Source organism: Mycolicibacterium anyangense, from assembly GCF_010731855.1.
GTDB classification, from domain to species: Bacteria; Actinomycetota; Actinomycetes; order Mycobacteriales; family Mycobacteriaceae; genus Mycobacterium; species Mycobacterium anyangense.
The window spans coordinates 5,298,489-5,317,538 of record NZ_AP022620.1 but is presented as its reverse complement, the minus strand read 5'-3'; the positions used below and the strand labels follow the sequence as shown (position 1 = coordinate 5,317,538).

Below are 19,050 nucleotides of genomic sequence, written 5' to 3'. Positions count from 1 at the left end.
TCGCTCACTGGTCCACCTGCTTGATCTCGTAAGGAATCGGCTGCTGGGCCGCATGCGGATGCTCCGGCCCGGCGTACACCTTGAGCTTCTTCTGGATCTGGCGGCTCAGCTTGTTGTGCGGGAGCATGCCGACGATGGCCTTCTCGACCACGCGGTCGGCGTGCTTCTGCATCTCGTCACCGAGCGTGCGGGACCGCAGACCACCGGGGTAACCCGAGTGGCGGTAGGCCATCTTGCTCTGGAGCTTGTCACCGCTGACAGCGATCTTGTCTGCGTTGATGACGATGACGAAGTCGCCACCGTCGACATTGGGCGTGAATGTCGGCTTGTGCTTGCCGCGCAGCAGATTGGCTGCTGCAACGGCGAGCCGGCCGAGCACCACGTCGGTGGCGTCGATGACGTACCACGAACGCGTGGTGTCACCCGCCTTCGGCGTGTACGTAGGCACAGCGCTACTACCTCTCGTTAGGGGTTCGCACCCCGGTGTTAGGTCCCGGTCTGACCCGGGTGCCGGTCGGACGCGACGGTCGGGGTGAACGTCTCGGCGACCAACACTGACCCGAGACCCCGGCTGACGCCGCGGAGAACCGCGGCGTACCGAACGCCAACGTGGCAGCTTACCTGCGGCGATAGACGCAGGTCAAAACGCGCCCGACCGGTCATAGGCGATATTGGCCATTGCATGCACATACTCCGTGCCGCCACGGTCGGCCATCACCGCACTCACCGTCGCCATCCGCCGGCCGAGCCGTTGGGTGCTGGTGGACATCGTCAGCGAGCGGCCATCGACAGGAGGCGAGCGAAAGTAGTAAACGCTGAGGTCAGCGATCATGTAGGTGTCGCCAGGGGCGGTATGGGCCTGGCCGGCCAACGAGCAGGCCTGCCCGATCAACGCGGCGATCACCCCGCCCTGGATGGCGCCCAGTGGGTTGGCCATCCAGGGTTGCGGCTCGACGGCGACGATGGGCTCCTCGTCGGCCGTCACCGTCACCGCGAGCAGCTCGGACAGTGGCCCCCGCGCGATGTCACCGCGCGCGAGCGCGGTGAGGATCCGGCGGCCATCCCACCGCGGAGGGATGTCGGAGACGGTGTTGTCGACGTCGGGCGGCGGCGGAGGCATCGCGGAACTCGTGGAGAAGGCCGCGGGATCGAGTTCGCGCAAGGCCGCAGTGGTGCGCCCCACCCGCACGGTGCGTCCCACTCCGGAGCAGATCACGTCACGCGCTTGGTTGGTCACGGTCACCGTCGGAACCCCGTAATCCTCGTCGCGGTAGGCCATGACCCCCGTCGCGCACAGCAGGTCGCCCACCCGGGCCGGGACACCTGCACACAGGGTGAGGAAGGACTGCACCGTGCCCACCGGCTCGGCGAACGTGCGCCAGTAGGCACCGCTGGTGGCCGACTCGGCAAGCACCCCATACGCCGGCATTTCGATGACTCCGCGGTGGTCGACCAGACCCGAGGTGATGCCCTGATCCAGTGCGATACCGCCCTCACTCACGCGAGCGGACGTGATCGAGAAGATTTCCTGCGGCCTGCTAGCTGTGCTCATCAACTGGCATCCTGGCAGATGACGGAAGGGAACGCCGATGTCCGATCCGACTCACCCGTACCGGGACGCCGCCCTGTCCACGGAGCAGCGGGTCGAGGATCTGCTGGCCCGGCTGTCCTTGACCGACAAGGTGGGTCTGCTGTTTCACACGATGGCGGTACCGGTCGACGTCGACGAGGTGGTGGACCTCTTCGGGCGGCGAACCCTGCGCTCACTGCTCGACCGAGGTGTGAACCATTTCAACATCCTGGGATCACTAGCCGACGGCCGTGCATTTGCTCAGTGGCACAACAGTGTTCAACGCGCCGCCCTCGACCGCCCGCTCGGCATCCCGGTCACGTTCTCGACCGACCCACGTCATCATTTCGGCGACAACCCGTTGACCCAGATGATGGCAGGCCCGTTCTCGCAGTGGCCGGAGACGCTCGGACTGGCGGCGATCGCCGCCGCGGACCGGGTGCGAGAGTTCGCCGATATCGTCCGCCAGGAGTATGTCGCAGCCGGGATCAGGGTGGCCCTGCATCCTCAGCTGGATCTGGCGACCGAGCCGCGCTGGGCCCGGATCAACACCACCTTCGGCGAGGACGCGGACCTGTCCTGCCGGCTCGGTGTGGCGTATGTCCTTGGGCTGCAGGGGGATTGCCTGGGCGCCGGGTCGGTCGCTGCGATGATCAAGCACTTCCCCGGCGGCGGACCGCAGAAGGACGGCAACGACCCGCACTTCGCGTGGGGGCGTGAGCAGATCTACCCCGGCGGCAACGCCGACTACCATCTGCGACCGTTTCGCGCCGCACTCGACGCCGGCGCCGCGGAGGTGATGCCGTATTACGGCATGCCGGTCGGGACTACCTGGGACGAGGTGGGATTCGGGTTCAACAAGTCGGTGATCACCGGCATCCTGCGCGACGAGCTCGGCTTCGACGGAATCGTCTGCACCGACTGGGGCTTGATCACCGATCATCCCGAACTCGGCGACCTCGGCGTGGCGCGAGCCTGGGGGGTGGAGCATCTGAGCCCGCCCGAGCGCGTGGTCCGGGTCCTGCAGGCAGGTGTCGATCAGTTCGGCGGGGAGGACTGCACCGAGGTGCTGCTCTCGGCGGTCCGGGCCGGCCGGATCAGCGAGTCGCGGATCGATGAGTCGGCGCGCCGGGTGCTGCGGGTGAAGTTCGAGCTCGGCCTGTTCGACCATCCGTTCGTCGATGAGGATTCGGCCGCTGTCACTCTGGGGCGCAGTGATTTTCGTGAGGCGGGGCTGCGCGCGCAGCGCGACTCGGTGACCTTGCTGACCAACTCGGCCGTGCTGCCGTTGACGCGCGGGGCGAAGGTGTTCGCACCGGAGTTTTCGTCACTGCAGGGCTACGGCGAGAAGGTGGACTGTGCTGCGCACGCCGATGTGGCGGTGCTGCGACTGAAGGCTCCGTTCGAGCCACGCCAGGAAGGGATGGCGGCGTTGTTCCACCACGGCTCGCTGGAATTCGGCGCCGACGAGGTGCGCCGTGTTCTCGAAGTGTGCGAGCAGGTTCCCACCGTGCTCGACATCTACCTCGACCGGCCGGCGGTGCTCACCCCGGTGGTGGACGCTGCCGCCGCGATCGTGGTGAACTTCGGGGTGAGCGAGCCTGCCCTGCTCGACGTGCTGTTCGGCCAGGCCGCCCCCCTGGGCTCGCTGCCGTTCGACCTGCCCCGCTCGGATGCCGCGGTGGCGGCCAGCCGCACCGACGTCGCCTTCGATACCGCAGATCCGCTGTTCGGATTCGGGCACGGCATGCGCTATCGGCGTTGACTGAGGAGCCACGCACACCGCTTCTCGCACGTTGTGTGCGTGGCTTCTCAATCAATGCGGGAACAACTGGGAATCAGCGATAGTCGATGACGATGCGGCCGTCGATCTGGCCGCGTTCCATCCGACCGAACACCTCGTTGATGTCCTCCAGCCGGGCGGACTCCACCGTCGGGTGGATCAGGCCGCGGGCATAGAAGTCCAGCGCCTCGGCCATATCCTGGCGGGTTCCGACGATGGAGCCGCGAATGGTCAAGCCTTTCAACACGATATCGAAGATGGGCGCCGGGAAGTCACCGGGCGGAAGGCCGTTGAACACGATGGTGCCGCCACGGCGGGTCAGCCCGATCGCCTGCCCGAACGCCTGCGGATGCACCGCGGTGACGAGCACACCGTGCACCCCACCGGTGGCCTTCTGCACCTCGGCGACAACGTCGGAGGTCTTGGCGTTGACGGCCACCTCCGCGCCGAGGCGTTCGGCCAGAGCGAGTTTGGCGTCGTCGATGTCCACGGCAACCACCCGCAGACCCATCGCGCGGGCGTACTGCACCGCGATGTGGCCCAGCCCGCCGATGCCGGAGATCGCCACCCACTGGCCGGGCCGGGTATCGGTGACCTTGAGGCCCTTGTACACCGTTACGCCTGCGCACAGAATGGGCGCGACCTCCAACGGATCGATATTGTCGGGGATGCGTGCGGCGTAGGCGGAGTCGACCAGCATGTAGCTGCCGAAGCTGCCGTTGACGCTGTAGCCGCCGTTGCGCTGGCTTTCGCACAGCGTCTCCCAGCCGGTACGGCAGTACTCGCAGCGTCCGCACGCCGACCACAACCAGGCGTTGCCGACCTTGTCACCCACTTCGAGGTCGGTGACGCCGGGTCCGAGGGCGACCACGGTGCCGTATCCCTCATGGCCGGGGATGAACGGCGGCGTCGGCTTGACCGGCCAATCTCCGTGTGCGGCGTGCAGATCGGTGTGGCACACGCCGGAGGTCTCCAGCTTGACCAGCACCTCCCCGGGCCCCGGGGACGGGATTTCCACCTCACCGACGGCCAGCGGTGCGCCGAATGCGGTGACGACGGCGGCCTGCATGGTGTCGGTGGTCTCTGATGCGACGAACGAGTCGACGGTCTGGGTCATTGTTTCATTCCAATCCTGAAAGCAGCTGTGGTGAAGAGTCTTTGGACCTTGCCGAGCAGGGCCTTTAGCGGCAACCTCACACCGGGACGGTCGAGCCGACACCCAGCGCGCGCCCGAAGCCCTCGGGGATCAGGACGTCCTCGCGGACCAGCTCCCGCACGCTGCCCCGGCCCAGTCCCAGCAGCGCGGAGTCGATACCCCCACGAATGATGTCCAGGACGTTCTCGACGCCGGCCTGCCCGTTGGCGGCCAGGCCCCACAGGTAGGCCCGGCCGATGAGGACCACGTCGGCTCCCAGCGCCAGGGCCTTGACGACATCGCTGCCGCGCCGGATGCCGCCGTCGAGTGCGATCTCGATCGAGTCACCCACCGCATCGGCGATCGCCGGCAGTGCGCGCACCGATGCCGGTGTGCTGTCCAGGTTGTTGCCGCCGTGATTGCTCACCGAGATCGCCGTCACGCCGGCGTCGACCGCCCGGCGCGCGTCGTCGACCCGCATCACCCCTTTGAGCAGGAATGGGCCGTCCCACTGTGACCGCAGCCAGGCAACGTCCTCCCACGTGGGCGGCGGTGTCATCAACCACTGACCGTAGGCGCCGAAGAAGGTCGGCGGGGCCTCGCCGGGCTGGCTCATGTTCGGGGCCTCCAGGCTCGGCGGCCGCAATGTCTTGGCCCAACGACTCAGCCATCGGGGTTTCACGACCGCCGAGGGCGCGTACTTGAGCACGGCCCGAAGGTTCATCTGTTCGGGGATCTGCGGGCTGCCCCAGTCCCGGCCGTGCGAGAACGACCAGTCCAGCGTCAGAATCAGGCCGACCGCCCCGGCCGCTCTGGCCCTGTCCAACCGCAGCAGGATGTCGTCTCGCGAACCGCACCAATAGACCTGGAAGAAGGTCTTGGGATTGGCCGCCACCACCTCGTCGACCGACTTGCTCGCGAACGAGGACAGCCCCATCGCGGTGCCCCGCGCCGCTGCCGCCCGGGCCACTGCGACCTCACCCTCGGGGTCGACGCCCTGGACACCGGTCGGCGAAATCACCACCGGCAGTGCGAGTTCCTGTCCCATGAAGCTCGTCGAGAGATCGCGGTTCGCCACGCCGGCGGCGATGTGGGGGGCGAATCCCAGTTCGGTGAATGCGGCGATGTTGTCCTCGACCGTGACACCGGCCTCCGAGCCGGCCACCAACGCCATGTACACCGGCTTGGGCAGCCGCTTGCGGGCCAGCGCCTGGGCGGCGGCCACCGTCTCGAACCATTCGTCGGCCATCGTGGCTCCTCTTGTTCTCCGCTCTCGCGGCCGGGTGCTGGGACAGGGCGCCTGGATAGGGCGCCTCCAGATCACCACGAGGCGCTGACCTGCACCACTGGCCGCACAGCCACCGTCACCCTGTCCACATGGGTAGGTCCCACCGGCCTCTACGTTCAGCCCGGGTCGGGGGTTGGGCCTGACCCGTTCCGGCCGGCGGCGCAACGTGGCAGGTTCGCCACCGACACACCCCGGGCTACCAGGCCCCCAACGGAGAGGAACGACCAATGCAGGTCGAAGAACTTCTCAAGCCCTTCCCCATCAAGGAGTTCCATCCCTTCCCCCGGGCCATGATGGGCCCTGGGGCGCACGAGATGATCGGTCCGGAGGCGATCAAGCTGGGCTTCAAGAAGACCTTGATCATGACCAGCGGTCTGCGTGGCACCGACATCGTGCACAAGATCGCTGAGTCGATGAAATACCACGGCCTGGAAGTGGTCATCTATGACCAGGTCGAGTCCAATCCCAAGGACTACAACGTCATGGATGCCGTGGCGCTCTACCAGCAGAACAAGTGCGATTCGTTCCTGTCCATCGGCGGCGGGTCCTCGCACGATGCCTGTAAGGGCGCGCGGATCAGCGTTGCCCACGACGGGCGCAACGTCAACGAGTTCGAGGGTTTCAACAAGAGCGAGAACCCCAAGAATCCCCCACATATCGCCGTATCCACTACGGCCGGAACGGGATCCGAGACCTCGTGGGCCTACGTCATCACCGACACGACCACCGATCCGGACAACCCGCACAAGTACGTGGCCTTCGACGACGCCAGTGTGGCGACGCTGGCCATCGACGACCCGGTGCTGTACTACGAATGCCCGATCGACTACACCGCCCAGTGCGGCTTCGACGTGCTGGCCCACGCCAGCGAGCCCTACGTCTCGCGGCTCAATTTCGCGCCCTCGCTGGGCAATGCGCTCTACGCGATCAAGCTCACCGCCGAGAACCTGCGCACCGCGGTGTGGAATCCGCAGGAGCTGTCCGGCCGTGAAGGCATGATGTACGCGCAATACATTGCGGCGCAGGCCTTCAACTCCGGCGGCCTGGGAATCATCCACTCGATCTCACACGCCGTCAGCGCGTTCTACGACACCCATCACGGGCTGAACAACGCGATCGCGCTGCCGCGGGTATGGGCGTTCAACATGCCCGTCGCCTACAAGCGATTCGCCGAGATCGCCCAGGTGATGGGGGTCGACACCCACGGCATGACCGATGTGCAGGCCGCCGACGCCGCACTGGCCGCCGCCATCCGGTTGCTGCGCGACGTGGGCATCCCGGAGCGTTTCGTCGATGTCACCAAGGACTCCTACTCGAAGAACCGGCTCGGCAGCGGGCCCACCAAGTACTACGAGAACTCCCCGGTGATCGCCGGCGACGCCACGGATGTCGACCGCATCACCAACCATGTGCTCGGCGACGCCTGCACCCCGGGCAATGCCAAGGAGTGCACGTTCGAGACCGTCCGGCCGGTCGTCGAACACTGCATGGTGGGCGACCTCGACGACCTGATCAGCTGAACGTCACAGCGAACAAAGGAGTTTCACGTGATGAACGCAGTCCCCGGCGGAACTGGTCCAGCAGGCCATGACGCCCGCACCCAGCCCACCGGGGCTGCGGAATTCGCTGATGTGGCCGATGTCGCCGACCGCTTCGCCGCGGCCGGCTATCTGGCCGACTCACGTCTGGCCACCACCGTCTTCCTGCAGAGCCGGCTCGGCAAGCCGGTGCTGCTGGAGGGCCCGGCCGGGGTGGGCAAGACCCAGCTTGCGGCCACCCTGGCCGAGGTGACCGGCCGGCGGCTACTCCGTCTGCAGTGCTATGAGGGCCAGGACGAGACCAAAGCCCTCTACGAGTGGGACTACGGCAAGCAGCTGCTCTACACCCAACTGCTGCGGGACAAGATCGGCGACGTGATCGCCGACGCGGCGACCATCTCCGAGGCGGTCGCCCGGATCGGCGATGAGGACAGCGTCTTCTTCTCCGAGACGTTCCTGGCGCCCAGGCCGCTGTTGGAGGCCGTCCGCTCCCCCGAGCCCGTCGTCCTGCTCATCGACGAGATCGACCGCGCCGACGAGGCTTTGGAGGCGGTGCTCCTGGAACTGCTGGCGGAGTTCCAGGTCTCGGTACCCGAGCTCGGCACCTTCCGGGCGGTGCACCAGCCCTACGTCATCCTGACGTCCAACACCACCCGAGACCTCTCCGCCGCCCTCAAACGGCGTTGCCTGCATCTGTTCCTGGACTATCCCGACCCCGAGCGTGAACTGGCCATCGTGGCGTCCAAGGACACCGGGCTACCGGAGTCGCTGGCCCGCCAATTGGTCGACATCGTCCGCCAGCTTCGCGATCTCGACCTGCGCAAGTCGCCGAGCATCTCCGAGACCGTGGACTGGGCAAGGACATTGGCTGTGCTCGGCGCCGAGGAGCTCACTGCGGCAGTGCTATCCGACACCGCCAACGTGGTGCTGAAGTATCAACGCGATCTCGAGCGAGCCATGGAGGTGCTGCCGAGCTTCATCGACCCGAACGCGGTGGTGCCCCACGAGCTGCACTCCCACGGCCACGGTCACTCCCACTCGCACGGGCATCCGCACTCGCACGATCATGGCCACCACGATCACTCGCATGCCGATGACCACGATGTCGACGGCCGTGCCGCCAGGGCAGCGATGGACCGTCCCGGTCGCCATGACAAGGCGTACTACGGCGGGACCACCCCGGCCGGCCCGGTGACCGAACCGCCACGTCGCCCCAGCGTGGGCGCCGGCCAGGGCGGCCGCGCGTTCTCCGCCGCACTCGGCCGCAACCGGCGATCAGCTCCGGAGCGCCCTGCCGGACAACGAGACTGAATCCCAGGATCACAGTGCACAGCGCCCTCCACCGATTCGTCCGGCTGTGCCGGCTGTCAGGCCTGCGCATCTCGGTCAGCGAGACACTCGACGCCATGCAGGTTGCCGCCCTGCCCGGCCTACTCGCCGACCGCGATCTCCTGCATGACGGGCTGGCCGTCGCGATGGTCAAAGACCGCCGGGATCTGCCCACTTTCGACCGGATCTTCGACGCCTTCTTCCGGCTCCGGCCGGTGCTGGACAACGGCGACGCAGGCCACGGGCACACCCACGACGACCTCGACGACACCGGGGGAACCGACCAGGTGACCCTCGGTGACGAGCCGTCCCGTACCCCCGAGCAGGGGCATTCCCACGGCAAACCCGCCGACATCCGCGAGTTCTTCGACTCCGAGGACCTGGCCCAGCAGTACAACCTGCACCAGGAAGCCAACAAGATCGACCTGGCGGCGCTGACCGACGAGATCGTGCTGTCCACCGAGCAGGGCACCGTTCTCGGGGAGGCCGCCCGCGTCGAGTTGGCGATCTCCCGACTGCACGGCGGCGCCCAACCCGGCGAGCTGCTCACCGGGGACCGGCCCGCCATCGACGCAATGCTCTCGATCGCCGACGAGCTGGCGCTGCTGGACTGGCTGGCCGACGAGATGGGTACCGACGACGACCTGGACCCCGCCGAGCTGGCGCGGCTGCGCCGCCGGATGGGTGCGCTGCTGGACGGCCTTCCCGAACGGTTACGCCAGCACCTGCAGACGCTGCTGGCGATCCAGGACCGCAAGATCGAGTCGCCCGGCCACACGACACCGGATGTGCACACCCCGTTCGGCGAGGAGCAGCGCGCCGACCTGGAAGAGTCGTTGCGCCGATTGGCCCGCACCCTGCACGGGGCGCCGCACGCGCGCCGCCGGGTCAGCGCCCGCGGCCGGGTGGACGCCAGCCGCACCATGCGCTCCAGCATGGCCTTCGACGGAGTCCCGTTCCGCCCGGTCACCATCTCCCGTCCCCATGATCGGCCGAAACTGGTTGTCCTTGTCGATGTTTCACTGTCGGTGCGAGCAACGTCCCGGTTCACCCTGCAGGTCGTCCACGGTTTGCAGTCGCTGGTGTCCCAGGTGCGCAGCTGGGCGTTCGTCGCCGATGTCGTCGAGACCACCGACGTCTTCGCCGAGCAGCACGCCGAGGCGGCGCTGAGCGCCCTGGTGACGGGACTGCCCGCCGGAGGTCTGCTCGACGTCGACGCGGATTCCGACTACGGGGCGGTGTTCGGCACGTTCCTCGAGGAGTACGGCACCGCGCTCAATCGCCGCACCACCCTGTTGGTTCTCGGCGACGGGCGCGGCAACGGCCACGACCCCAATGTGACCGCTTTCCGCGAGATGACCCGGCGAGTGCGCGAGACGATCTGGCTGACCCCCGAACCGTCGTACTCCTGGGTGTTGGGACGGTGCGACCTGCCGCTGTACGCCGAACACTGCTCCCGGGTCCAGGTTGTTCGCGACCTGTCCGGCCTGTCACGATTGGACGCCACCGGATGACGACCACCATAGCGCCGACCAACCACGTCGACGCCCTGCTTCCGGCGAACGGGTTCCGCTACGAGAACCAGGACATCGTGGTGACGCGCCGCACCCCGCGAGAACTTCTCGGCGCAGAACGCCGGATCGGGCGTACCCGACATTTCACCCTCGGGCGCCACGACGGGCGGCTGGTGCTGGTGCACGATCTGGACCCCGCCGAGGTAGACAACAGCATCTGCCAGCTGCTGGTCGACGAATTGTTCACCCCGGGATGGGTGGCCGGCGCAGACACCTTCGAGCGATTGTTCACCGGGTTGGTGCTGACCAGTCACGGCGATCCGCTGACATGCTGGGAATTGTTCTACCGCAACACGTTACGGAGCCTGGACCGACTCGATGGCGAGGGCCGGGACATACCGGTGTTCGGCCACATCTACCGCTACGCCGAGCAGCTCATCGCGACGATCGCGGCAGGCTCGCTGCTCGACGTCGGCACCTGCTTCGGCTTCCTGCCCTTGCGAGTGCAGGCCGGCTCGGCCGGCCCGGTGCACACCGTGATCGCCTGCGACGTGCTGGCCGGCGCCGCCCGTCTGCTCGACCAGGTCTCCCGGCGGCTGGACCGTCCCGTCCGGACACTGACCTGCGACGCAGCGCGCATCACCATGGACGACGAGTCAACCGACGTCGTCACGGTGCTGCACCTGCTCGAGCATGTCGACAGCGCGCACGGTCTGCGGATCATCGACGAGGCGGTGCGCGTTGCCCGGCGCCGGGTCGTGATCGCCGTTCCGCTCGAGGACGAACCGGAACCGACATACGGTCACGTCCGCCAGATCAGTCTCGCCGATCTGCGCTCGCTGGCGCGTCAGTGGCCGGGGTGGAGCGGAACGGTCACCGAATTCCACGGTGGGTGGCTGATTCTGGACCGCGTCTCGCCGGTGGGACGCTAGATCAGGCCGATCTTGCTGGCGGCATATACCGCTTCGGCGCGGCGGGTCACCTCGAGTTTGCGCATGATGTTGCCGACGTGGAACTTGACGGTGGTCTCGGAGATGTACAGCCGCTTGCCGATCGCCCTGTTCGACATCCCTTCGGCGATCATCCGCATCACTTCCAGTTCCCGGTCGGTGAGGCGTTGCCCCTCGGTCACACCGACCGCATTGAAACTGCGGACCATGGCCGCGGCACTACGGGCGTCGAAGGCGCTGCCGCCGCAGCGCACCGCCCGAATGGCTCGCACCAGCTCGGTGGTATCGACGTCCTTGACGACGTATCCCTTGGCGCCGCTATGGATAGCGTCGACGACGAGCTGGTCGTCGAGCATGGTGGTGAAGACCAACACAGCGACGTCGGGGTGCTCGCGCGACACCTGCGCACAGACTTCGAGGCCTTCACTGTCGGCGCCCGGCGACAACTTCAGGTCCAGTACCACGATGTGCGCCGGGGTCTGGGTCAGCACCGTGAGCGCCTCGGCCGGGGAAGACGCTTCGGCCACCACCCTGATGTCGGATTCCCGTTCCAGCACAGCACGCAGACCTTGCCGAACGATCGCATGGTCGTCGACCAGAACCACGTCGATCATGGCGTTTTCCCCGCCGGGCTGCGGCGTCACCGCCGGATGTGCTGCCATACCGATTCCTCCGTTCGGATCGGAACCTCCACCAGGGTGCGCAGGCCCCCCAGCCTCGACCGGCGCAGCCGAAAGACGCCGCCCAATTCCTGTGCCCTGCTATCCATATTGACCAGACCCCGATGACTGCCGTCGACATCACCGGCCGACGCCACCGACAACTGGGTCCGCAGGGCGGCGGGATTACCGGTACCGTCGTCGTCGATCGTCAGACGGATCTCGTCCTGCTGGTAGGACAACCGCACCACGGCGCGGGTCGCACCGCTGTGGGAGGAGACGTTGAACAAGGCTTCGCCGACCAGCGTCGCCAATGACTGATCGCCACCGGCCGGCAGTGCGACCGGCGAGCCCTCCAGGCGGAGTTCGACGAGAAGACCTGGCCGGGAATGCAATTGGCAGGCCCGCTCGAGCAGACGCGGCAGTTGTGGCGCCTGGCGCTCGGGGACCCGGTTGAGCGCGTAGATCGCCGACCGCAGCTGCCCGACGGCATGCTGGGTCAGATCGCGGGCACCGCGCAGGCGTTCGGCGACATCGGTGAGTTCGTCGCTGCGGGAGGCCAGTTCGGTGCTGGCCACGTCGACGATCATGCCCGCCGACAGAACGTACTGGGTGACACTGTCGTGCAGTTCGCGGGCGATGCGGTGCCGCTCGGCATCGAGTGCCTCGCGTTGTTGGGCGGCATTGAGCAGCTCCTGGGCGCTGCGCAACTCTTCGTTTCGGATCGCCAGGTCATGGGCGTGCCGGCTCGCCTCGGCGGTGAGCTGATCGGCCCGGGTTCGCAAGGCCCGGCTGGAGTGGTAGAGCGACGCGCTGTGCAGTGCGACGGCAGCCTGGTTGACCAGAATGCGCAGCACCGACACGTCCAGCGGTTCGGTCAGCTCGGGGTCGGACGCCAGTCCGGCGATGCCTCCGACCGGTAGGCCGTCGATGGTCATCGGCACCACGACCAGACCGGCCTCGTCCACATACGGTTCCTCGGGTGTGCGGCTGCGCAAGACGTGCAACCACTCCCGGGCCTGGGGCTCGAACTCGTCCTCGACATCGGAGAGCTGACCGCAAGCGTCCACGCCCAGGAACCGCGGCCGGGCCTGCGGCAGCGCATCGTCGGCCACCGCCAGCACCACCCAGTGCGCCTGCAGGTGCGCTGCTGCGGCCTGAACAACAGCGGTGAGCAACGCCCGCGGCCCCTCGGCGGTACGCACGACGGCGACCGAGATCTGATCCAGCGAGCGCAGCGTGCTCTCCAAACGCTCGGAACTGCGCCGGTATTCGCGGTAGTACGAGCTCTTGCTCGACCGCATACCGGTCAGCGACGCCAGGTCGGGTCCCCGCAGCGCCGGGCCCTGCGCCACCTGGACGTCGGTCACAGCGCGGCCCGGAACAACGCCTCGACTTGGCCGAGATCGGTGTCGCGCGGGTTGGTCGTCATGCACGCGTCACCAAGGGTGGTCAGCGACAACCGCGGGATGTCGGCTTCGGTGACGCCCAGCTCACGCAGCCCGCGCGGCACCCCGACCCGGTCGCCGAGATCACGCGTCCACTCCGCCAGGCACATGGCCGCCTCATAGTCCGATGCGCCCAGCACCGGGAGCCCGAGCGCCGCCGCGATGGTCGCGAACCGGCTCGCGTCCTGTTCGGCGTTGTAGCGGATGACGTGCGGCAGCAGCACGCCGTTGCAGACCCCGTGCGGGGCATCCAGCAGACCGCCGACCTGATGGCTCATCGCATGGGTCGCACCCAGAATCGCGTTGGTGAAGGCCAGTCCGGCTTCGAGGCTGGCCTGGGCCATCGAGCGGCGGGCGTCGAGATCGGTCGGCTCGTCGAGGGTGCGTTCCAGCTGGGTACCGATGAGCCGAACCGCATTGAGCGCATGCGAATCGGTCAACACGTTGTGGGCCCGCGAGACGAACGCCTCGATGCCATGGGTGAGCGCGTCCAATCCGGTCGCGGCATTCAGCCACTCCGGCATGGTGGTCAGCAGTCGCGGGTCGGTGATCGAGATGTCCGGCACCAGCGCGCGGCCGATGATCGTCACCTTCATCGCCCGCTCGGAGTCGGTCACAATGCAGAACTGGCTGACGTCGGCGCCGGTTCCCGAGGTGGCGGGCACCATGATGAGCGGCGGAATCGGCCGGTCGGCCCGGTCCACCCCCGCGTAATCCAGTATCTGGCCGCCGTTGCCGGACAGGATCGCGATGCCCTTGGCCGCGTCGATACACGATCCGCCGCCGATGGCGATGATGACGTCACCGCCGTGCGCGGTGTATTCGGCGTAGCCGCAGGTGATTTCGTGGTCCTTCGGGTTGGGGGTCAGACCCGTCCACACCCGGGCCCGCAGGCCGACCTGCCCGAGGTGTCCGATCAGTTCGTCGACCCAGCCCGCGTCGGCGATTCCGGAGTCGCTGACCACGAAGGGCCGCCGGGCACCGAGGCGGCGGGCACAGTGCCCCACCTCGGCCAGACTGCCGTGTCCGAAGACGATCTCGGGGGCGTGGAACTTCACCACAGCGCCGGGTGCGCAATGGTGACTCGACAGGTCAGCGGGTCGGTCGAGAAGATCGGTTGCAGCTGCGGTCATCGAAGAGACCTCTTTTCTCGGGATACCATGCGCCCCGTAGGGATCGTTGGACATAACTGCGGTCTGGGTGCAGAGAGGATTCGTCGAGGTTGTCCAAGAGAGCTGGTCTGCCCGCCGGGCGCCGCGTCTTGCTCGATGACCGGATTCGGTTGTGGGGCAACGCTTCCGTCGTTCTCGGCGGTTCGCCGTGGGGCGTCACGCGGATCGCTCCGGCCGGCCGGGCGTTCGTCCGGCGGCTGCGCGACGCCGGCCGGGCGGGTGCGGTGCCCGCCGCCGGCGTGGAACACTCGCTGGCCGATCTGCTCGTGGCACGCGGCATCGCCCATCCCCTGGTCGCCGGCGCCACCGCCGCTGCCGGGGAGGTGGACGTCATCGTGCCCGCCTACGAACGTCCGGAACTGCTCGACATCTGCCTCGCCTCGCTGTCGGCCGCGACGCCCGCGCGGATCCTGGTCGTCGACGACGCCTCGATCGATCCGGCCGTCTCCGAGGTGGCCCGTCTGCGGGGCGCCGTCGTCGTGCGGCACCCGGTCAATCGTGGCCCCGCCGCGGCCCGCAACTCCGGCCTGAACGCCAGCACGTCGCCGATCGTGGCGTTCGTCGACGCGGACTGCGCCAGCACCGAAGGATGGCTGGAGCCTCTGGTCGTCCACTTCGACGACCCACGGGTCGGTGCTGTGGCCCCGCGGATCATCGCCCGATCGGCTTCCCGCGGATTGCTCGCCCGCTATGAGCAGGCCCGCTCGGCCCTGGACATGGGCCCACGACCCGAACTGGTGGCCCATGGGGCGCCACTCGGATTCCTGCCGTCGGCGGCCCTGGTGGTGCGGCGATCGGCGTTGGGCGACAAGGCTTTCGACGAAGAGATGCGGGTCGGCGAGGATGTCGACTTGATCTGGCGACTGGTCGACCAGGGCTGGCTGGTGCGCTACGAGCCCGCATCCATCGTCACCCATCAGACTCGCCCGAGCGCGCGCGGCTGGCTGCGGCAGGTATTCGGTTACGGAACTTCGGCTGCCGCGTTGGAGAGCCGGCACCCCGGACGGCTGGCCCCTGCCCGACTGTCGGGCTGGAACCTGGCCATCGTGGCATTGCTGATGGGACACCGAATCCCGCGCCGTACCGCCATTGTCGGGGCTCTTGGCGGCACCGCGGCGGTCTGTGGTCTGCTCGCGCGTTCGTTGCGGTCCTCCTCGGTGGACCCGCGCATCGCCCCCTACATCGTCGGCAAGGGCCTGATATCGGATCTCGAGGCAACCGGGCACTGGCTGCGGCGCGAGGCCTGGCCGATCGGCTGGCTGGCGCTGGTGTCGATGCCACGCTCCCGCTGGGCCCGGCTCGGTGCCGGCGTCATGGTGGGTCCGATCATCCGGGAATGGTTCGATCGCCGTCCGGACGTGGACATGGCGCGCTATGTCGCGCTGCATCTCGCCGAGGACGCCGCGTACGGCAGCGGCGTCCTCGCGCGGGCCCGGGGGCTTCACGGTCTTGCCGTGCTGGCGCCGCGGATTCGCCTGCCTCATCTGCCCCGCAGGGCCGCGATGAGGCAGGCGAACCGCCAACGCTAGATCAGTCATCACCCATGGCGATTTCGGCGCGCTTGTCGTCGCTGAGCGCCGTGAACCGCGCCGAAATCGATCATCAGAAGAAGCCCTGCGCCTTGTTGCTGTACGAGACCAGCAGGTTCTTGGTCTGCTGGTAGTGGTCGAGCATCATCAGGTGGTTTTCCCGACCGATGCCGGACTGCTTGTAGCCGCCGAACGCCGCATGCGCGGGGTACTGGTGGTAGCAGTTGGTCCACACCCGGCCGGCCTTGATGTCGCGGCCCGCCCGGTACGCGGTGTTGCCGTCGCGGCTCCACACACCCGCACCCAACCCGTAGAGCGTGTCGTTGGCGATCCGGATCGCGTCGTCGTAGTCGGTGAACGACGTCACCGCCACCACCGGGCCGAAGATCTCCTCCTGGAAGATCCTCATCTCGTTCTTCCCGGTGAACACCGTGGGCTGGACGTAGTAGCCACCAGCCAGATCACCGCCGAGATCGGCGCGCTCACCCCCGGTGAGCACTTGGGCGCCCTCGCTCTTGCCGATCTCGATGTAGGACAGGATCTTCTCCAACTGGTCGTTGGAGGCCTGGGCACCGATCATCGTCTCGGTGTCCAGGGGATCGCCCTGGCGCACCGCCTTGGTACGGATCGCCGCCATCGCCAGGAACTCGTCGAAGATGTCGGCCTGGATCAGCGAGCGCGACGGGCAGGTGCACACCTCACCCTGGTTGAGGGCGAACATGGTGAAGCCCTCCAGCGCCTTGTCCTGATAGTCGTCATTGGCGGCCAGGACATCGGAGAAGAAGATGTTCGGGCTCTTGCCGCCGAGCTCCAGGGTGACCGGGATCAGGTTCTGCGAGGCGTACTGCATGATCAGCCGCCCGGTGGTGGTCTCGCCGGTGAACGCGATCTTGGCGATCCGGTTCGACGACGCCAGCGGCTTGCCGGCCTCCACCCCGAAGCCGTTGACCACGTTGACCACGCCGTCGGGCAGCAGGTCAGCGATCACCGACATCAGGTACAGCACCGACACCGGGGTCTGCTCGGCCGGCTTGAGCACCACGGCGTTGCCGGCGGCCAGCGCCGGAGCCAGCTTCCAGACCGCCATCAGGATCGGGAAGTTCCACGGAATGATCTGGCCGACCACCCCCAGCGGCTCATGGAAGTGGTAGGCGACGGTGTCCTCGTCGAGCTGCGACAGCGAACCTTCCTGAGCCCGGATCGCGCCGGCGTAGTACCGGAAGTGGTCCACCGCCAACGGGATGTCGGCGTTGAGCGTCTCGCGGATCGGCTTGCCGTTGTCCCACGACTCGGCGAGCGCGATCGACTCCAGATTGGCTTCGATCCGATCAGCGATCTTGTTGAGGATCAGGGCCCGCTCGGCGGGCGAAGTCTTGCCCCACGCCGGGGCGGCCGCGTGTGCGGCGTCCAGCGCGAGCTCGATATCGGCCTCGGTCGAACGAGCTACCTCACAGAACACCTGGCCGGTCACCGGCGTGCGGTTCTCGAAATACTGCCCGCCGACCGGCGCGACCCATTGCCCGCCGATGAAGTTGTCGTAGCGGGCCTGGAAGGACATCACGGATCCTTCGGCGCCGGGCCTGGCGTACACGGTCATGGCACTTCTCCCCATTCAGGACGACGACCCTATTCAGGACGACGAAATATGTGTCGGTCGTCACTCAAGGTAGGCAAAGTGGGGTTGCACCACAGTTGCATGCGGGATGCGCCGTGGGACGGGCGTGTCAGGCCAGGTCGAGATCAAGGCCGGCGAGCCGGCCCCGGGCCTGGGCCTGAGCCACCGAACCGGGCAGCGTGCCGTCGCGCAGGGCCCGCCAGCCGTCCCGATCGTCGCGCCCGTCCGGACTGTCCAACCAGCGTCGCAACACCGCCGGGTTGCCGGCGGCCAGCACGGCCGACCGCAACGTCATGGTCAACTCGGTGCGCAGGCGCGCCACCGCCGGGGACATCGACTGCGGAAGCAGTGGACCCGGATACCGATCCAGCGCGGCCGTGACGTCGCCCGCCTCCAGCGCGTCGTAGACGTCGGCGATATCGGTGGTGATCGCGACGAGCAGCCGGTACGGGCGAGAGGCGATCACGTCAGCGCCGACCACCTTGCGCAACCGCGACATCTCGGCGCGCACGGTCACCACGTCGAGGTCCTTGTCGTCGAGCAGCATCGCCAGGTGATCGGCGCTCAGCCCCTCCGGGTGGCGGCTGAGCAGCACCAGGATGTCGGCGTGCCGGCCGGTCAGCGGGGTGGCACGCAGGTGACCGTATTCATCGGTGACCAACCAGCGGGGCCGTTCTGAGCCCAGCACCGCCAGCCGCGGCCGGCGCGGTGCGAGCTCCACCGTCGATCCGGTGAGGTGCAGCAGCGCCAGCTGGCTTTCGACCGCGACCGCGGTGGCCCGGACCAAGGCCAGCGCCTGCGGGGTCCCGACTTCCGGGCCACCGGTCAGGTCGAGCGCGCCCAGTAGGGCACCGGTGGACGGGTCGTGCAGGGGTACTGCGGTGCAACTCCACGGTTGCACCACCCGGGAGAAGTGTTCGGTGCCGTGGATCTGCAGTTCGGCGTTCAGCGCCAAGGCGGTGCCCGGCGCGTTGGTTCCCGCGCTGCGCTCGCTCCAGTCCGCACCGGGGACGAAGTTCATCCCCTCCGCGCGCCGACGGGCGGACGGATCGCCTTCCACCCAGAGCAGCGTGCCGTCGGCCGCGCTGACCGCGACCAGGACGCCCGACCCGGCCGCGTCGTCGACCAGCAGGCGCCGGATCAGCGGGAGGGTGGGGGCCAGCGGGTGGGTGTCGCGGAACCGCGCCAGCTGCTCCCCCACCGGCGACGGCTGAGCGCCCGAATCCGGGTCGACGCCCTTGGCCAGGCTGCGTTGCCAGCTTTTCGCCACGACGGGGCGCAGGCTCGATTCGAGATAGGAGGCGTCGACCTCGCCCGCGACGAACAGTTCGTGGACCGTGCGCAGAGCAGCAGAAGGCCCGGACCTGGACCCCCCGCCGGATGATCTGGATCTGCCCATCGGCGTTCACACTCCTCGCGCGGCCGCCCCGGCCGGCGTGTTCGGCCACGATACGCCAAATTCTGGCTGTTCGGGGCCGTGCGGTTCCGGCGGCTCTCCTCCGCCGGAACCGCACGAAGAT

General features: G+C 67.8%; 15 protein-coding genes. 6 read left to right on the top strand and 9 right to left on the bottom strand.

What is annotated here, in order from left to right:
- Positions 1–4: 4 nt before the first annotated feature.
- Positions 5–448 (bottom strand): 50S ribosomal protein L13, encoded by a 444-nt coding sequence (rplM, locus tag G6N35_RS25115; RefSeq protein ID WP_163807076.1) that lies wholly within the window; start codon positions 446–448, stop codon positions 5–7.
- Between the two features lie 192 nt (positions 449–640).
- On the bottom strand, positions 641–1,552 hold the full coding sequence (locus G6N35_RS25110; RefSeq protein ID WP_163807075.1) for a PaaI family thioesterase: 912 nt from the start codon (positions 1,550–1,552) through the stop codon (positions 641–643).
- 37 nt (positions 1,553–1,589) lie between these two features.
- On the opposite strand from G6N35_RS25110, the gene G6N35_RS25105 reads away from it, so the two are divergent.
- Entirely contained in the window at positions 1,590–3,335 is a 1,746-nt protein-coding gene (locus G6N35_RS25105) for a glycoside hydrolase family 3 protein (RefSeq protein ID WP_163807074.1), read from the top strand.
- A 73-nt stretch (positions 3,336–3,408) separates the two neighbouring features.
- Here the strand turns inward: G6N35_RS25105 and adhP are convergent, their stop codons facing one another.
- Both adhP and mftD read right to left on the bottom strand, forming a co-directional pair.
- Positions 3,409–4,470, bottom strand: a complete 1,062-nt coding sequence (gene adhP / locus G6N35_RS25100) for an alcohol dehydrogenase AdhP (protein WP_163807073.1) — start codon at positions 4,468–4,470, stop codon at positions 3,409–3,411.
- 76 nt (positions 4,471–4,546) lie between these two features.
- Positions 4,547–5,737 (bottom strand): pre-mycofactocin synthase MftD, encoded by a 1,191-nt coding sequence (gene mftD, locus G6N35_RS25095; RefSeq protein WP_163807072.1) that lies wholly within the window; start codon positions 5,735–5,737, stop codon positions 4,547–4,549.
- Between the two features lie 266 nt (positions 5,738–6,003).
- Between mftD and mdo the strand changes: the two genes are divergently transcribed.
- From mdo to mftM, 4 genes are read left to right on the top strand one after another with little or no spacing between them, the layout of a single operon-like run.
- On the top strand, positions 6,004–7,296 hold the full coding sequence (gene mdo, locus G6N35_RS25090; protein WP_163807071.1) for an NDMA-dependent methanol dehydrogenase: 1,293 nt from the start codon (positions 6,004–6,006) through the stop codon (positions 7,294–7,296).
- 30 nt (positions 7,297–7,326) lie between these two features.
- Positions 7,327–8,625 carry an AAA family ATPase gene (locus G6N35_RS25085; protein WP_163807922.1) on the top strand — a complete coding sequence of 433 codons (1,299 nt, stop codon included), beginning with the start codon at positions 7,327–7,329 and terminating at the stop codon, positions 8,623–8,625.
- Positions 8,626–8,639: 14 nt separating this feature from the next.
- Complete coding sequence (locus tag G6N35_RS25080) at positions 8,640–10,157, top strand: VWA domain-containing protein (RefSeq protein ID WP_163807070.1); 1,518 nt, start codon at positions 8,640–8,642, stop codon at positions 10,155–10,157.
- The gene (gene mftM / locus G6N35_RS25075; RefSeq protein ID WP_163807069.1) at positions 10,154–11,089 is read left to right on the top strand and encodes a mycofactocin oligosaccharide methyltransferase MftM; all 936 of its coding nucleotides are present in this window, start codon (positions 10,154–10,156) and stop codon (positions 11,087–11,089) included. Before G6N35_RS25080 ends, mftM begins: the two co-directional genes overlap by 4 nt.
- On the opposite strand, the gene G6N35_RS25070 is transcribed toward mftM, so the two are convergent.
- From G6N35_RS25070 to G6N35_RS25060, 3 genes are read right to left on the bottom strand one after another with little or no spacing between them, the layout of a single operon-like run.
- Complete coding sequence (locus tag G6N35_RS25070; RefSeq protein ID WP_281357048.1) at positions 11,086–11,769, bottom strand: MadR family response regulator transcription factor; 684 nt, start codon at positions 11,767–11,769, stop codon at positions 11,086–11,088. The genes mftM and G6N35_RS25070 overlap by 4 nt on opposite strands.
- A complete protein-coding gene (locus tag G6N35_RS25065) occupies positions 11,748–13,136 on the bottom strand; it encodes a MadS family sensor histidine kinase (RefSeq protein WP_246224504.1) in 1,389 nt (462 codons plus the stop codon). Before G6N35_RS25065 ends, G6N35_RS25070 begins: the two co-directional genes overlap by 22 nt.
- Positions 13,133–14,347, bottom strand: a complete 1,215-nt coding sequence (locus G6N35_RS25060) for an iron-containing alcohol dehydrogenase (protein ID WP_163807068.1) — start codon at positions 14,345–14,347, stop codon at positions 13,133–13,135. The genes G6N35_RS25065 and G6N35_RS25060 overlap by 4 nt, the downstream gene beginning before the upstream one ends.
- An 89-nt stretch (positions 14,348–14,436) precedes the next feature.
- On the opposite strand from G6N35_RS25060, the gene mftF reads away from it, so the two are divergent.
- Positions 14,437–15,915, top strand: coding sequence for a mycofactocin biosynthesis glycosyltransferase MftF (mftF, locus tag G6N35_RS25055; protein ID WP_163807067.1), 1,479 nt, complete (start codon positions 14,437–14,439; stop codon positions 15,913–15,915).
- 73 nt (positions 15,916–15,988) lie between these two features.
- On the opposite strand, the gene adh is transcribed toward mftF, so the two are convergent.
- The gene (adh, locus tag G6N35_RS25050; RefSeq protein ID WP_163807066.1) at positions 15,989–17,512 is read right to left on the bottom strand and encodes an aldehyde dehydrogenase; all 1,524 of its coding nucleotides are present in this window, start codon (positions 17,510–17,512) and stop codon (positions 15,989–15,991) included.
- A 127-nt stretch (positions 17,513–17,639) separates the two neighbouring features.
- On the bottom strand, positions 17,640–18,929 hold the full coding sequence (locus G6N35_RS25045; RefSeq protein WP_163807065.1) for a GAF domain-containing protein: 1,290 nt from the start codon (positions 18,927–18,929) through the stop codon (positions 17,640–17,642).
- Positions 18,930–19,050 lie beyond the last annotated feature (121 nt).

Excerpts from the sequence above, each read along its gene's own strand:
- G6N35_RS25110 (WP_163807075.1), bottom strand. The coding sequence starts at position 1,552 with ATGAGCACAGCTAGCAGGCCGCAGGAAATCTTCTCGATCACGTCCGCT.
- G6N35_RS25070 (WP_281357048.1), bottom strand. The coding sequence starts at position 11,769 with ATGGCAGCACATCCGGCGGTGACGCCGCAGCCCGGCGGGGAAAACGCC.
- mftD (WP_163807072.1), bottom strand. The coding sequence starts at position 5,737 with ATGGCCGACGAATGGTTCGAGACGGTGGCCGCCGCCCAGGCGCTGGCC.
- G6N35_RS25105 (WP_163807074.1), top strand. The coding sequence starts at position 1,590 with ATGTCCGATCCGACTCACCCGTACCGGGACGCCGCCCTGTCCACGGAG.
- G6N35_RS25045 (WP_163807065.1), bottom strand. The coding sequence starts at position 18,929 with ATGGGCAGATCCAGATCATCCGGCGGGGGGTCCAGGTCCGGGCCTTCT.
- G6N35_RS25085 (WP_163807922.1), top strand. The coding sequence starts at position 7,327 with ATGAACGCAGTCCCCGGCGGAACTGGTCCAGCAGGCCATGACGCCCGC.
- mdo (WP_163807071.1), top strand. The coding sequence starts at position 6,004 with ATGCAGGTCGAAGAACTTCTCAAGCCCTTCCCCATCAAGGAGTTCCAT.
- adh (WP_163807066.1), bottom strand. The coding sequence starts at position 17,512 with ATGACCGTGTACGCCAGGCCCGGCGCCGAAGGATCCGTGATGTCCTTC.
- G6N35_RS25060 (WP_163807068.1), bottom strand. The coding sequence starts at position 14,347 with ATGACCGCAGCTGCAACCGATCTTCTCGACCGACCCGCTGACCTGTCG.
- adhP (WP_163807073.1), bottom strand. The coding sequence starts at position 4,470 with ATGACCCAGACCGTCGACTCGTTCGTCGCATCAGAGACCACCGACACC.
- mftM (WP_163807069.1), top strand. The coding sequence starts at position 10,154 with ATGACGACCACCATAGCGCCGACCAACCACGTCGACGCCCTGCTTCCG.